The 15,213-nt window shown below is 59.2% G+C and carries 15 protein-coding genes; 1 reads left to right on the top strand and 14 read right to left on the bottom strand.

Features of this window, described 5'->3' with window-relative positions; genetic code table 11:
* Positions 1–22: 22 nt before the first annotated feature.
* From HDC32_RS25985 to HDC32_RS25920, 14 genes are all read right to left on the bottom strand, one after another.
* Entirely contained in the window at positions 23–1,219 is a 1,197-nt protein-coding gene (locus HDC32_RS25985) for an acyl-CoA dehydrogenase family protein (RefSeq protein WP_145338576.1), read from the bottom strand.
* Between the two features lie 9 nt (positions 1,220–1,228).
* Entirely contained in the window at positions 1,229–2,098 is an 870-nt protein-coding gene (locus HDC32_RS25980) for a MaoC/PaaZ C-terminal domain-containing protein (protein WP_145338575.1), read from the bottom strand.
* A 48-nt stretch (positions 2,099–2,146) separates the two neighbouring features.
* Positions 2,147–3,064: an SDR family NAD(P)-dependent oxidoreductase gene (locus tag HDC32_RS25975; protein ID WP_218571054.1), complete on the bottom strand. Its 918-nt coding sequence runs from the start codon at positions 3,062–3,064 to the stop codon at positions 2,147–2,149.
* Positions 3,065–3,156: 92 nt separating this feature from the next.
* Positions 3,157–3,981 carry an enoyl-CoA hydratase gene (locus HDC32_RS25970; protein ID WP_145338574.1) on the bottom strand — a complete coding sequence of 275 codons (825 nt, stop codon included), beginning with the start codon at positions 3,979–3,981 and terminating at the stop codon, positions 3,157–3,159.
* 12 nt (positions 3,982–3,993) lie between these two features.
* On the bottom strand, positions 3,994–5,157 hold the full coding sequence (locus tag HDC32_RS25965; protein WP_145338573.1) for an acyl-CoA dehydrogenase family protein: 1,164 nt from the start codon (positions 5,155–5,157) through the stop codon (positions 3,994–3,996).
* Between the two features lie 20 nt (positions 5,158–5,177).
* The gene (locus tag HDC32_RS25960) at positions 5,178–6,332 is read right to left on the bottom strand and encodes an acyl-CoA dehydrogenase family protein (protein ID WP_145338572.1); all 1,155 of its coding nucleotides are present in this window, start codon (positions 6,330–6,332) and stop codon (positions 5,178–5,180) included.
* A 2-nt stretch (positions 6,333–6,334) separates the two neighbouring features.
* Positions 6,335–7,531, bottom strand: a complete 1,197-nt coding sequence (locus HDC32_RS25955) for an acyl-CoA dehydrogenase family protein (protein WP_145338571.1) — start codon at positions 7,529–7,531, stop codon at positions 6,335–6,337.
* Positions 7,532–7,545: 14 nt separating this feature from the next.
* Positions 7,546–8,691: a CaiB/BaiF CoA-transferase family protein gene (locus tag HDC32_RS25950; protein ID WP_145338570.1), complete on the bottom strand. Its 1,146-nt coding sequence runs from the start codon at positions 8,689–8,691 to the stop codon at positions 7,546–7,548.
* Positions 8,692–8,693: 2 nt separating this feature from the next.
* On the bottom strand, positions 8,694–9,545 hold the full coding sequence (locus HDC32_RS25945; RefSeq protein ID WP_145338569.1) for an SDR family oxidoreductase: 852 nt from the start codon (positions 9,543–9,545) through the stop codon (positions 8,694–8,696).
* Between the two features lie 4 nt (positions 9,546–9,549).
* On the bottom strand, positions 9,550–10,341 hold the full coding sequence (locus HDC32_RS25940; RefSeq protein ID WP_145338568.1) for an enoyl-CoA hydratase/isomerase family protein: 792 nt from the start codon (positions 10,339–10,341) through the stop codon (positions 9,550–9,552).
* A gap of 10 nt (positions 10,342–10,351) precedes the next feature.
* Complete coding sequence (locus HDC32_RS25935) at positions 10,352–11,152, bottom strand: enoyl-CoA hydratase/isomerase family protein (RefSeq protein WP_145338567.1); 801 nt, start codon at positions 11,150–11,152, stop codon at positions 10,352–10,354.
* Positions 11,153–11,164: 12 nt separating this feature from the next.
* Positions 11,165–11,944: an enoyl-CoA hydratase/isomerase family protein gene (locus HDC32_RS25930; protein WP_221462033.1), complete on the bottom strand. Its 780-nt coding sequence runs from the start codon at positions 11,942–11,944 to the stop codon at positions 11,165–11,167.
* Between the two features lie 14 nt (positions 11,945–11,958).
* A complete protein-coding gene (locus tag HDC32_RS25925; protein WP_145338565.1) occupies positions 11,959–13,110 on the bottom strand; it encodes a thiolase in 1,152 nt (383 codons plus the stop codon).
* A gap of 67 nt (positions 13,111–13,177) precedes the next feature.
* Positions 13,178–13,546, bottom strand: a complete 369-nt coding sequence (locus HDC32_RS25920) for a Zn-ribbon domain-containing OB-fold protein (RefSeq protein ID WP_145338564.1) — start codon at positions 13,544–13,546, stop codon at positions 13,178–13,180.
* A gap of 435 nt (positions 13,547–13,981) precedes the next feature.
* On the opposite strand from HDC32_RS25920, the gene HDC32_RS25915 reads away from it, so the two are divergent.
* Positions 13,982–15,154, top strand: a complete 1,173-nt coding sequence (locus HDC32_RS25915) for an acyl-CoA dehydrogenase family protein (protein WP_145338563.1) — start codon at positions 13,982–13,984, stop codon at positions 15,152–15,154.
* Positions 15,155–15,213: the final 59 nt, after the last annotated feature.

The following is a 15,213-nucleotide window of genomic DNA, read 5'->3' as shown; positions in this document are numbered from 1 at the left end:
GAATGGGCCGATCCGTCGACAGTCAGAGACCAAGCGTCAACTTGGCGATAATGTTCTTCTGCACCTCGTTGGAGCCGCCATAGATCGAAATCTTGCGCCAATCGAGGTAGTGCGCCGCCAAGGCGTTGAGCAACTCGCCATTGGCCGTGTCGACCTGCGCATCGGCCTCCATTGCCTCGCTGGTGAACGGCACAGCGTAAGGGCCGGCACATTCCATGATGAGCTCGGTCAGGGTCTGCTGGATTTCCGATCCGCGCACCTTCAGCAGTGACGCTTCGATGCCCGTGCTTTGTTGCTTTTGCTCTTGGTCGATCAACCGCAGTAGAGACCACTCATGGGCCAGTAACTCCATTTCTATACGCACGACTTTGTCGCGAAAGCGCGCATCTTCGATCAGTGGTTTTCCGTGTTTGCCGACGCTGGCGGCAATTTCCTTCAAGCGCCGCATGAAGCGCTTGCAGTTACCCAGTCCGGCAATGTTGGTTCGTTCATGCCCCAGCAAATACTTGGCGATATTCCAGCCTCGGTGTTCTTCGCCCACCAGATTCTCGACCGGGACCTTGACGTTATCGAAGAACACTTCGTTGACATCATGGCCGCCGTCCAGGGTCTTGATCGGGCGCACCTGGATGCCGGGGGTGTTCATTTCGATCAATAGAAACGAAATACCTTCCTGCTGGCGTCCCGACGCATCGGTACGCACCAGACAAAAAATCCAATTGGCCCATTGGGCAAACGAAGTCCAGATTTTTTGACCAGTGACGCGATAAAAGTCACCCTCGCGTTCGGCCCGGCAGCTCAGTGACGACAGGTCCGAACCGGCTCCGGGTTCCGAATAGCCCTGACACCACCAGTCCTCCATGCTGAGAATGCGCGGCAGAAAGCGCTCTTGCTGAGCCGTGGTGCCAAACTTCTGCAGCACCGGCGCGACCATCGATAGCCCGAACGGCATTTGTCTGGGCGCGCCGGCACAGAAACATTCCTCGTCGAATATATTGCGCTGGGCTGAGTTCCAGCCGGCACCCCCGAAGGACTGTGGCCACGCTGGCGCGCCCCAGCCCTGGGCCGCAAGAATGCGCTGCCAACGAACGTAGTCTTCGCGCACCGGATGCTTGAAATTGAGCACACGGTCGCGGATGTCAGCCGGAAGTTGGGTGGCAACGAATTCACGCACGTGCTGACGGAAGGCTTTGTCTTCTGCGCTTTCACTTAGGTTCATAGGCTTATCTCAAATCAGTACGATCAGGCCGTTATTGAGCACTACAACGTCACGCGCCTCGATCCGCGCACGCAGGTGCCATTGACCGTTGTCACCTTTCCAGAACTGAAAGCGCAGGGTCTCGCCGGGATAGACCGGTGCGGTAAACCGCGCAGCGACACGCTTGAGTCGACTGGCATCGCCCCCCGCGAGGCAACTGATCGCCGCGAACGCCGCCATGCCATAAGTCGCCAGGCCGTGCAGGATCGGTTTGCTGAAACCGGCTTTGGCCGCGATCTGCGGGTCCGCGTGCAGCGGATTGGAATCCCCCGACAAACGATAGATCAAGGCCGCCTGGGCCGGCGAAGCCAATTCGAACTCTGCATCCGGTGCGCGCTCAGGCACACCCGGTAAGCCCACAGGCGGCTCGTCGGACACGCCTGACACTTCACTGAAACCACCGTCGCCACGTAGAAACGAGATCTGCCGGGTTTCGGCAATCCGTTCACCGCTTTCGGTATCGATGATGTCGCGCAGCAGCTCTACAATCGCGCCCTTACCAACACCCTTGTCGCAGATCCGGCTGACCCGGGTACGGCTGGTCACAGTGCCACTGGCTGGCATCGGTTTGAACAAGCAGGTGTCTTGCTCACCGTGAACCAGTTTGAGGTAGTCGATTCCGGTCTCAGGATTGCGCATCCACGATTTTGGCCAAGCAATTGCTGCCGCCAGGGTCGGCACAGCTTGCAGATCTTTTTCGTAGGTGAACCGCAACTGGTTGGCATCCATAGGGTCGCCACCCACGCCCAGGCCCAATGCGTAAATGATGCTGTCGCGCTCAGTCCAGGTCTGGGTGACGTCTTCTATGGGCCAGTGTTTGACTTTGTCGTAGTTCAGCATGTTCGGGTCCTCAGGGTTTCCAGGCGCAGTGATGGGTTGACCGACGGTTCAGATCGGGTCCCAGCTGTAGACTTCATGAGTCTGTTGCAACGGCAGGAAACTGGCGCGCAACGCCGGAATGGCGTGTTCGGCGACCGATTGCGCGGTCCAGCCGGCGTCGCGGTGTACTGAGCGAACCACCCGTGGCTGGCTGACCAGCATGATTTCGTTGGAGCGCACATAGAAAATCTGACCCGAAACATCCTTGGCCGCATCGCTCGCCAGGAACACCGCCAAGGGTGCCTGCTTGGAGGGGTGCATCATTTTTTCCATGCGTTCGGCTTGCAGCTTTTTCTCCGGGGTGTCGGTGGGGACCGCGCCGATCATGCGGCTCCAGGCGGCCGGCGAGATGCAGTTGGAACGTACGCCAAAAGCCGCCATGTCCAGCGCTATCGCCTTGGACATGCCCACGATACCCAGCTTGGCGGCCGCATAATTGACCTGGCCGACGTTACCCACCAGGCCGGTGTTGGAGGTCATGTGAATGTAAGAGCCGCCGTTTTGCTGGCGAAAGTGCGGTGCGGCAGCCCGCGCCAGGAAAAACGAACCGTTGAGATGGACGTTAAGCACTGCCAGCCATTCTTGCTCGTCCATCTTGTGGAACATCCGGTCACGCAGAATGCCGGCATTGTTAACCACCACATCAATACGCCCAAAGGTGTCCATGGCGGTCTGCACGATACGGTGCGCAGAATCCCAGCCCGCGACGCTGTCGGTACTGGCTACGGCATCGCCCCCCAGCGCTTTGATCTCGTTGACCACTTGCTGCGCAGGTCCTGCATCCTGGCCCTCGCCGTGTACTGAAGAACCGAGATCATTCACCACCACACGGGCGCCTTCAGCCGCCATTTCCAGGGCGATGGCACGACCGATGCCGTTGCCGGCGCCACTGACGACTACAACCTTACCTTCCAGCATTGCACTCATGTCTGCGTCCTCTAGTCATTATTTGAGCGCCGGGAGCAGTTCCCGCCACGCTATCGATAGCTTTCGTCTGGCCTGTAGCCCACGGGTGATGCTTACAGGTCGTCCGGGAATTCGGGTTTGCGTTTTTCCATGAAACTGGCGATGCCTTCTTTGTAGTCGGGGCCCTGATTGGCAATCGGCATGTCCAACCCGGCGCTCATCACCGCTTCATGACAGGTCTGGAATGGCACTTCCCAGAGTTGCTGCTTCATCACTCGCATTGAACGTGGAGAACAGTTTTCAACCAGATCCCGGGCATAGGCGTAAGTCTCTTCAACCAACCGATCTGCCGGGATAGCCCGGTTGACCATCCCCATGCGCTCGGCCTCACGACCTTTGATCTTGCGGCCCGACAACAACAGGTCCAGGGCATGGGCATGGCCGACGTGGCGCTCAAGAATCCACGCCATGCCATATTCAGCCGTCAACCCGCGACGAGCGAATGCGGTGGTGATGGTGGCGTCCTCGGCCACAAACCGGATGTCACAGAACAGCGCGTGAATCAGCCCGATTCCGACCGTAGCGCCATTGAGCATGGCAATCACCGGCTTCGGAATGGCCGGGTAATAGGAACAGCGCGTCTGCCAATCCGGACGCTGGCGCATGTCGAACGGGCGCGGCAGCTTGGTCATCAAGCGGTTCGGATCGCCGCCAAAACTGTTGATGTCGCCGCCGGCACAGAAGGCCTTGCCCGCGCCGGTGAAGACGATGACCCGCACGCCTTTGTCCGCGCCGGCCTTTTGCATCGCGTCGTAGACGTCGGTAGCGACCGCGTCGTTCCAGGTGTTGAGCTGATCGGGTCGGTTGAGGGTAATGGTCGCAATGCGATCCTTGACCTCATACAGAATCGTTTCATAGCGAGGAGCTTCAACGCTCATGGGTGACTCCTGTCAGAAAGAACGTGGCAGCCCGAGAATGTGCTCGGCCACGTAGGAAAGGATCAAGTTGGTGGAGATGGGCGCAACCTGATACAGACGCGTCTCTCTGAACTTGCGCTCGACGTCATATTCACACGCGAAACCAAAGCCGCCATGGGTTTGCAGACAGGCATTGGCGGCCTTCCAGGACGAGGTCGCCGCAAGGTGCTTGGCCATGTTGGCTTCGGCGCCGCACGGTTGGTGGCTGTCAAACAACGAGCAGGCCTGGTACCGCATCAGGTCAGCGGCCCGGATGTCCATATAAGCTTCAGCAATCGGAAATTGAATGCCCTGGTTCTTGCCGATCGGCCGGTCGAACACGATGCGGTCATTGGCATACTGAGTGGCGCGATCAACGAACCAGTAACCATCACCGATGCACTCAGCAGCAATCAATGCACGTTCCGCATTCAGGCCATCGAGGATGTACTTGAACCCCATGCCCTCTTCGCCGATCAGGTTTTCTTCCGGAATCTCCAGGTTGTCGAAAAACAGCTCGTTGGTCTCGTGGTTGACCATGTTCGGAATCGGCTGCACGGTCAGGCCGTTGCCAATGGCGCTGTGCAGGTCGACCAAAAAGCACGACAAGCCCTCGGACTTTTTCTTTACATCAGCCAGCGGCGTGGTACGCGCCAGCAGAATCATCAGGTCCGAATGCTGTACCCGCGAGATCCAGACCTTCTGCCCGTTGACCACGTAACGACCGTCTTTTTTGACGGCCATGGTTTTCATTTTGGTGGTGTCGGTACCCGTCGAAGGCTCGGTGACCGCCATGGACTGCAAGCGCAGTTCACCACTGGCGATTTTCGGCAGGTACAGCTGCTTTTGTGCTTCTGAGCCATTACGCAGCAGGGTATTCATGTTGTACATCTGGCCGTGACAGAACCCAGAGTTGCCGCCATTGCGATTGATCTCTTCCATGATCACCGACGCTTCGGTGAGTCCCAGACCCGAGCCACCGTACTGTTCGGGGATCAGCGCGGCCATCCAGCCGGCATGGGTCAACGCATCGACAAAGGCTTCCGGGTAAGACCGTTCATGGTCGATCTTGCGCCAGTACTCGTTCGGGTATTCGGCACACAGATCGCGCAAGGAGTCGCGCAGGTCACGGTACGGATCGTTGTTGGCGTGTTTCATCGTGTTCTTCTCCGGAAAAATCAGGCGTTCTCTGCGATCAGGCCGCCATCGCGGGCCAACTGCGCCAAGTGATGGTCGGTATCACCGAACATGAATTCGAGCATCGACAGGCGACGCATGTAGTGGCCGACCTGACACTCTTCGGTGACACCGATGCCGCCATGCAACTGCACGGCTGTTTGCGAGACGAAACGTGCCGAACGACCGATTTGCACTTTGGCGGCGCAGATCGCCCGGCGGCGTTCCAGAGGATCCGGGTCATTGCTCATCATGCTGGCGTAAAGCGCCATGCTGCGGGCCTGCTCGGTCATCACCAGCATGTCTACCGCCTTGTGCTGCAGACTCTGGAAAGAGCCGATGGCCACCCCAAACTGTTTGCGCACTTTGAGGTACTCCACAGTCATCGTCTGCGCTTGTTCCATAGCACCCACGGCTTCAGCGCACAGCGCCGCAATGGCGGCATCGACCGTCTGCTCGATTGATTCAAGGGCCTTGCCGGCTTCACCCAACAGGGCCGCCGGGCCGACCCTGACCTGGGACAAACGGATGTCGGCAGCGCGCAGTTGGTCCTGCATCCTGTAGCCACGACGTGAAACGCCTTCGGCCTGCGCATCGACCACAAATAAAGCGATGCCGTCACGCTCACGTCGGTCACCGCTGACACGGGCCGAGACCAGCAGCTTGTCGGCGCAGTCGCCATGCAGCACGAAGCGCTTGGCGCCATCGAGAATCCACTCATCGCCGTCTTGCCGGGCGGTGGTCGCCACGTCAGCCAGGTCATAGCGGGACTGGTCTTCACTGTGGGCAAAGGCTAGCAGCAGTTCTCCGCCGATCAACCCCGGCAGCAAATCTGCACGTTGTGCGGGGCTGGCCGATGCGCGTAGCAGCCCACCCGCCAGCACCACCGTCGCCAGGTAAGGCTCAAGCAGCAGGGAGTGCCCCATGGCCTCCATCACAATCATGGTCTCCACCGATCCACCGTCGAAGCCGCCGTCCTCTTCCGAAAACGGCAACCCGAGCAGCCCCAGTTCGGCAAACTGCGCCCACAATCGCCGGCTCCAGCCGTCTGGCTGCACCAGGTAACGCCCCCTCTGATCAAAGCTGTATTGATCGGCCACCAGACGCTCGACCGCGTCTTTGAGCATGCGTTGTTCTTCGTTAAGATCGAAATTCATGCTTAAAGCCCCAGCAACGTCTTGGCGAGAATGTTGTGCTGAACTTCATTGGAGCCACCCACAATGGAGACGTGGCGAACCCAGTAGTAATTCGGCGCGATGGTCAGGGCCCAGTCATGCTCTCCGGACGCCGTATTTTCGCCGGTGACAAACGACAGATCGAACTCCAGTGCGTTGTAGCCAGCGACCTCCATCAACAATTCAGTGGCCACCTGTTGCAGTTCGGAGCCTTTCATCTTGAGGATCGAGCTGCGCGGATCCGGGACGTGACCATATTTTTCGCTGTCCGCGATAACGCGCATCTGGGTCATTTCAAGCGCTTTGAGTTCCACTTCAATGGACGCTACGCGCTCGCGAAAGCGCGGCTCGTCCGCCAGGCAACCATCACCGATGCTCACGCTGCGCGCCAGTTGCTTGGCGCGCCTTACGCGAAACTTCGACAGGCCCACCCGAGCAATCCCTCCGCGCTCACTGCCCAGCAGGAATTTGGCGACATCCCACCCCTTGTTCACTTCTCCAATGACATTGGCGACCGGCACGCGCACGTTGTCGAGGAACATTTCGTTGGTTTCGTGATGCCCGTCCAGGGTGATGATCGGACGGACCGTGATACCCGGCGTGCGCATGTCCATCAGCAAAAACGTGATGCCCTGTTGTTTTTTCGCCGTGGCATCGGTACGCACCAGCATGAAACACCAGTCGGCATGGTGCGCGGTCGAAGTCCACATTTTCTGGCCGTTGATCACGTACTCGTCACCGTCACGTACCGCGCTGGTACGCAAGGAGGCCAGGTCCGACCCTGCACCCGGCTCCGAAAAGCCCTGGCAGAACCAGTAGTCCATGTTGGCGACACGCGGCAAGAATTCGCGTTTCTGCGCCTCGGTACCAAAGGCAATCAACACCGGACCGATCATGTTCATATTGAACGAGATCGGTTCTGGCGCCGGAGCCATGTGCAGCTCTTCCTTGAAGATGTATTGCTGGGTTGCGGTCCAGCCCTGCCCCCCCCATTGCGGGGACCAGGCAGGGGCTGCCCAACCCTTGGCGTTCAGAATGCGCACCCAGTCGACCATCTCATCTTTGGAGATGCGCTGGCCAGACTCCACCTTGCGCCGAACTGCCACCGGCAGCGCACTTTTAAGGAACGCTCGCACTTCATCGCGAAAGGCGACTTCCTCAGCCGTAAAGCGTAGATCCATGGAGACATTCCTTCTCAGTCGATGATGCCGTCGCCACGCAACGCGGCAATTTCGCTGGCACTGAACCACGCGGCGAGCGCGGCATTGGTGTTCTCAGGGGTAACCGGTTTTGGCGCCGTCGGGGTCGAAGGCTCGCTGCGGGAAAAACGCGGTGCCGGGGCTGGCTGCACTACGCCATCGACCTTCACGAAGGTTCCGCGCGCTTTAAGATGTGGATGCTCGGTCGCTTCGGTAAAGCTCAGTACGCCGGCCGCGCAGGCGTCGCTGGCCTCCAGCAGGCTGACCCACTCCTCACGGCTGCGACTGAGGAAGCGCTCGGCGATAATCTGTTTGGCTTTAGGCCAGGCGCTACGATCCATCTGTGCCCCCAAGCTGACGGGATCAATATCCATCAGGCTCAGCAGCTGATCGTAAAACTTGCTTTCGATCGGTCCGACGCTGATGAATTTTCCGTCCTTGCAGGCATAGCAGTCATAGAACGGTGAACCGCTGTCCGTGATGTTGGTGCCGCGCCCTTCTTTCCATATGCCGGCGGCGAGCATGCCGAAAAAGGTGGTTGCCAAGTGCGCTGCACCATCGACGATGGCCGCATCGACCACCTGGCCTTTGCCGGACTGCCGGGCTTCCAGGACACCCGCGAGAATACCCAGGGCCAGGTACAGCGAACCGCCCGCATAATCACCCAGTAGATTAAGAGGAATGGTGGGTGGTTGACCTTCACGACCAATGGCATCGAGCACCCCTGTCAGTGCCAGGTAGTTGAGGTCATGACCGGCATACGCTGCCATCGGCCCGGTCTGGCCCCAACCCGTCATGCGCCCGTAAATCAGCTGAGGGTTACGCGCCAGGCAGTCATCGGGCCCCAGTCCCAGACGCTCGGTGACACCGGGACGGAAACCTTCGATCAGCGCGTCGGCTTGTTCGACCAGCTTAAGCACCGTCTCTACGCCCATCGGGTCTTTGAGATCCAGGGCAATCGCATAGCGATTGCGCAATAACGTGTTGTATTGCAGTGGGCGCTCGATTCCCAACGTGACCGGTTCCTTGCGATCCACCCGAATCACGGTCGCGCCCAGGTCGGCCAACAGCATCGCGCACATCGGTCCGGGGCCGATGCCGGCCAGTTCGACCACTTTGAAGCCGGTGAGCGGACCGGCCATGATTATTTCCGCCCCTTGTTGCGCATCGCTTCCCATTGATCTTCCGACCAGCCCTGCATGGCACGGGCAGTCGGGCCGCCAACGCCCTGCATCCAGCGTCCACCATCGATCACGATCATTTCACCGGTGATGTAGCCAGAGCCATCACAGGCAAGGTAGCTGTACAGATCAGCCAATTCCTGATGCTCACCAAAACGCCGCAGCGGCACACTCAGGTCTTGCGGTTCCACTTGAGAGCCTTGCGGATAGAGCTGCTCCCAGGCACCCGGGGTCGGAAACAACCCAGGCGCCACACAGTTCAAGCGAATGCCTTTAGGGCCCCACTCCACCGCCAGACTACGGGTCATCGCCAACACTCCGGCCTTGGCCGCCGCGCTGGGGGCTGTGAATGCCGAACCGGTCATGGTCGGCGTTGACACAGTACTGATTACATTGCCCGGACGGCCTTCAGCGATCCAGCGCTTCCCGGCGGCGATCGCGCAATAGAAGCTGCCATGCAGCACGATATCCAGCACCGCATCGACCGCACGAGACGAAAGGGTTTCGGTGCGCGCGATAAAATTAGCCGCTGCGTTGCACAACAATACGTCCAGGGGGCCGTCCCGCCAGATAGTTTCCATCATCGTTTCGACCGATTCGGCGTCGCGTACATCGACCTGCACCGCGCTGACGCGAACCCCTGGCATGGCCTCGCGGAACTCGGCCAGCGTCGCGTTCAGGACCTCCAGGCGACGCCCGGCGATCACCAGTTCGGCACCCAGTTCCAGGTAACGCCTGCCGATGCTTTTACCCAGCCCTGTACCGCCACCCGTGATCAGGATTTTCTTTCCGGCCAACAAATCACTTGCATACATGGCATCAATTCCCGCTAAAGGTCGGTGGGCGTTTTTCCATAAAGGCCGCAACGGCCTCCAGGTGATCCTGGGTCTGGCGGGTCAAGGGGTTAAGATCGACTTCCCGGCGCCAGGCGGCGCTGATGGTGTTATTGCCGTTGACCAGGCTTGCCTTGAGCAGCGCGAGGGTCACGGGCGGAAGTTGTGCCAGCCGCGAGGCGCGCGACAACGCCAGGGCCAACGCCTCACCGGGCTCCGCAACTTGGTTGAACAGCCCGATACGCCCTGCCTCAACGCCATCAAAGGAGGCGCCACTGAGCATCAATTCCCGCGCTTTACCACCGCCCACTTTTTGCGGCAGGGTCCACAGCACACCGGTGTCCGGGAGTAACCCGACCTTGACGAAGGCACACGAAAGCTTCGAAGCAGCACTGCCGATGGCCAAATCGCAGGCTGCCGCCAGCGAGACCCCGGCGCCCATGCAGTTGCCTTCGACGGCGGCAACCACAGGTTTGCTTCCTGTAAAGATCAAGCGAAACAGGCGCGTGCCGATGGCGATCCGTTCACGCATGGCGAGCAGCGAAGAATCTACAGAGGTCATCTCGGACAGGTCTCCCCCCGCACAGAAATGACCACCAGCGCCCGTCAGCACGATGGCTCGACTCTCGCTGTCTTCGTTAAACAACATATGGAAGGTGTCCAGTAACGCCAGACGCATCTTCATCGAGAACGCATTCCTGCGTTCCGGGTAGTTCATCGTGACCACAGCCACCGCGCCTTCGCGGTGCACCTGGACGATGTCGTTGTGTTCGCTCATCGGTATCTCCCTACTGGCCGGTGAAGACAGGCGCGCGTTTCTCGATAAAGGCGCTGGCGGCCTCCAGATGGTCTTTGGATTGGCGCAGCAACGGCTGAAAGTCGATTTCGGCACGCAATGAGGCGTCCATATCATCGGCACCGAAGGTGAGCGCGGCCTTGAGCAACGCCATGCCTAAAGGCGGTTGTTTGGCCAGCTCCCTGGCATAGGCAACGGCTGCCGCCAAGGCTTGCCCAGGCTCAACCAACTGATTGACCAAGCCAATACGCGCCGCTTCGACGCCATCGATTTCTCGCGCCAGGGACAGCAGTTCACGTGCTTTGCTCATACCGATTTTTTTCGGCAGCGTCCAAAGAATGCCAGTGTCGGGAATCAACCCGATGCGCAGGAATGCCGCGCAGAAACGCGCCGAAGAAGACGCCACGATGTAGTCGGTTGCCACGGCCAACGACAGGCCAGCGCCGAACGCAATGCCCTCTACCGCACAAATCACCGGTTTCGGGCCACCCAGCATGTCGCGCACGACCTGGCAGGATTCATCGAGTATTTCCCGGCTTTGCAACACGGTGCGCTGGACCATTTCGGAAATATCGGCACCCGCGCTGAACTGGCCGTCGGCGCCCGTCAGTACGATGGCCCGCGAATCCGGATCGGCCACCAACAGGTGATGGAGGGTGTCGCGCAGGGTCAAGCGCATCTGCCGGCCCAGCGCATTGCGTCGCTGCGGGTTAGCAATGGTCACGATCGCGATTTCACCCTCGCGAGTGACCTGGATACGCTCGTCCGCATGTTTCAGGTTGAAAGCATTCATGTCTGCTGCTCCTTAGTTGCCGACGAAAACCGCAGGGCGTTTTTCCATGAAGGCTTTGGTCGCCTCGACGTGGTCCTGGCTGCGACGCAAAAGCGGTTGCAGATTGACTTCGGTTTCGATCCCTTCATCCAGTGAATCGATACCGTTGGCTAATGCAGTCTTCAGGTGCGCAATAGCCAGCGGCGGCATCAGCGCATACTCATGCGCAACCTTCAGCGCGGCGGCCAACGCCGTCCCCGGCTCGACCTGTTGATTGGCAAAGCCGATGCGGGCAGCCTCTTTTCCATTGAACTCCTGGGTGGTAAGCATTAATTCCCGGGCCTTGCCGGCGCCCACACGCTGGCTCAGTGACCAGAACAAACCCGTATCCGGCATCAGCCCCACCTTGAGGAATGCGCAGGCGAAGCGGGCATTGGATGCGCAGACCACATAGTCGCTGGCCGCTGCCAGTGACACCCCAGCGCCCATGGCAACGCCTTCGACGGCAGCGACTATGGCTTTGGGGCCTTCGACCATTAGCTTGAAAATGTCCAGAGGCAACTGGTTACGTTCGCGGTATTCCAGAACGGTGCGCGCCTGCATCTCGGAAATATCGCCACCTGCGCAGAAAGTACCGGCGGCACCTGTTAGAACAATGGCCCGGCACGGATCGCGGTGCATCAGTTGATTCAGACGTTTAAGCAGGGCTTGGCGCATCCTCAACGAGAATGCGTTGCGACGCTTGGGGTAGTTGAGGGTAACGATAGCCACCGCGCCTTGATGTTCAATGTAAACGATGTCATCCGAAGCCACGTGTTCAGAACTGCTCATAGTGTGTCCGCCGTACCAAGAATGAGGGTCGCCTGGCTGGACAGAACGCCGCCGTTACCATGGGCAATCGCCAGTTTCGCCTGCGGGACCTGCCTCGCATCGCACAGCCCCATCAACTGCTGCGTGGCTTCGACCATGGTGAATAGCCCGTACATCCCGGGGTGCACACAGGAAAGACCGCCGCCATTGGTGTTGACTGCCAGATGGCCACCGGGGGCTATGCCTCCATTGGCGACAAAGTTGCCGCCCTCGCCCTTCGGACAAAAACCCAGGTCTTCGAGAAACAGGATCGGGTTGATGGTGAACGCGTCGTACAACATCACCACATCGACATCAGCAGGCCCTACGCCGGCCATGGTGTAGGCGCGCTTTCCAGACTCGCGCGCCGCCGTCACGGTGAGGTCGGCCATGGAAGCGATTTCGCGGTGGCTGGTGGCCGAACCCGCGCCCAACAGGTAGGCCGGCTTGCTGGCTAAATCCCGTGCACGATCGGCCCGCACCATGACCACGGCGGCGGCACCATCGGTCACCAGGCAGCAATCGCGCACGCTCAGTGGGTCGGACACCATCCGGGCGCCAAGCACATCGTCAATGCTCAGGTCATCACGCATGTAGGCCTCGGGGTTGAGCTGCGCCCATTTGCGGGCCGCCACTGCCACCTCAGCTAAATGCTCGCGGGTGGTGCCGTACTGGTGCATATGGCGAGCGGCTGCCAGGGCATAAGACGACACCGGATTCATCGGTCGGTAAGGCGTCTCCCACGGCGAGGGCCGCGAGGACTGGATCAGTTTTCCGGAGGCGCTTTTCTGGTTACTGCCATAGGCGATCAACGCGACGTCAATCTGCCCGGTCGCCAGGGCCATCGCCGCTGTATGAGCATAAATCTGGAACGCAGAACCGCCGGTACGGTTGTTGTCGGTAAACGTCGGGTGAATACCCAGGTATTCGGCAAAGGTCAGTCCAGACAACATGTCATCCGGCACACACACAAACAGCCCATCGACGTCAGCCGGGGTTAATCCCACCTGGGCCAGCGCCTTGACGCTCGCGCTGGCGGCAAGGTCCATGGAAGAAAGGCCGGGGGCTTCACCGATACCGTAAGTGGCAGCGGCAACAATTGCCGTACGCCCACGCAAGTTGTAATCCATAGGGTCCTGCCTTGTTGTTATGGCTGCAGGTAAATAGAAAGACACTGGCTCTTTGAAGCGATGCTCGTCAAACCGGTTCGAAAATCAGCACCGCCACATCACTGGCGTCACGCACGATACGGGCCTGAACGTTTTGCCCGATCTGCACGGCCTCAGGCTCGATCCCTTCGACGCGGCTCATCATGCGCACGCCTTCAGCGAGGTCGATCAGGGCTACGTTGTAATGAGGTGTCGGAGGGCGCTGACGAACGACGGTGGTGGAATACACCACGCCACGGCCGCTGGCCGGGACCCATTCAAGGTCAGTGCGCCCGGATCCCGGCTCGGCAACACGCGGATAGAAGACGAAAGCACCGCTCTGCCGACTGCGCTGCAGCATGAATCGCCCCTCGGAGAGATGGCACTGGTAATCAGACTCAGGGAGCAAGGCATCCATGGGTTTTACCTTCGTATATTCGCAGAAAATAAGTTGTTTTTATGAACGTCATTCCGAATAGTAAACGCCGTTCTTCTGCAACGTCAAGCATGCTGCATCTATTGCGTACTCACAAGATATACATAATACCGAACGGTATTTTCATATTTTTTGCCTGATCCCTCCTCAAATATCTCCCCTGCAGATTTTTTGAAAGCCTCCAAGACGCGCCAGCCACCCGTAAAATCTCGGATATACAGGGTTCTCAGCCCTCTGCGAGGGTCCATCCCCTGCATTCAGCTTAAATGCGCTTGACACAAAACCTGAACGACGTTTACTTTTACGAACGACGTTCAGAAACATGGACGCCGGCTTCTGACAGCGTTGCATTGGCCGAACCCGTTGGTAGGTTCGAGCCGCCGCCGTAACCAGTGTGTTTGGGGAGTGAGCATAACCGTGACGTACGAACTGACCGATGATCAGCGTGAAATTCAGGATCTGGTCCGCCGAGTAGCCAGGGACAAGGTCGCCCCACGTGCCGACGCTATCGACCGCACTGGTGAATATCCTCACGATATGTTCGCCCTTCTCAAAGAGCTTGGCTTGTTTGCCCTGCCGTTCCCTGAGGAATACGGCGGCACCAACAGTTTGTTGTCTGCCTGTATAGCGGTCGAAGAGCTGGGCCGGGTTTGCTACAACACCGGCTATCTGTTGGTGGTTCAGTGGACACCGTTCGGCGCGATCCTGGGCGGCGGAACTGAAGAACAGAAGCAGCGATTGTTGCCGGGCTTGGCGTCGGGTGATTTACGCGGCGCGCTGTCGTTGACCGAGCCGCAGAGTGGTTCTGACGTGTCCGGAATCAAGACCACGGCGCGTAGAACCGAAGGCGGCTATGTGCTCAATGGTGCAAAAATCTGGTGCACCAACTCGCACATCGCCGATTTCATCCTCGTGGCGGCCAAAACCGTGGCCGAAGACGGCACCCCGCTGGGGATCAACCTGTTCATTGTCGACCGGACGACACCTGGCCTGACCATTGGCGCTCCCGAACACAAGATGGGGGCACGCGGCATTCCCGCCTGCGCACTGTTTTTCGACGATGCCTTCATCACCGATGACAACCGCCTCGGCCCCGAAGGCGGCGAAGGATTCAAAGTCGCTATGGAGGCGCTGAACACCAGCCGCCCCTTGATTGCAGCCAGGGCGGTAGGTTTGGCGCAAGGCGCCATCGATCATGCCATTGACTACATCCAGAATCGAATGGCGTTCAAACAGAAAATCAGTGACTTCCAAGGTATTCGCTGGATGGTCGCCGACATGGTGGCCCAGACCGAAGCCGCACGCCAGCTGGTGTACCGCACCGCCTCTATGGTTGACGCCGGTATCAGCGGGCGGGCGCTCGCCCCTATGGCGGCCATGGCAAAAATGTTCGCCTCGGACGTAGCCATGAAAGTCGCGACCGATGCCGTCCAGCTGTTCGGAGCCGCCGGCATTTCCAATGAGTACCCGATCAACCGCTATTTCCGTGATGCCAAGGTGATCCAGATCATTGAGGGCACCAACCAGATCCAGCGAAACATTATCGCCGACAGCGTATTGGGCCGAGTGGCCCGGCGCGACGCCTCATGACTTCAGCGCGCAGTGACCTATCACCCGCACTCACCAACAAGAACGAGAAAGGACAAAAC

It is taken from the genome of Pseudomonas sp. JAI120 (genome assembly GCF_014207255.1).
Classification (GTDB): Bacteria; Pseudomonadota; Gammaproteobacteria; order Pseudomonadales; family Pseudomonadaceae; genus Aquipseudomonas.
The sequence above is the reverse complement of the archived record's forward strand: the minus strand, read 5'-3'. Positions and strand labels throughout refer to the sequence as shown.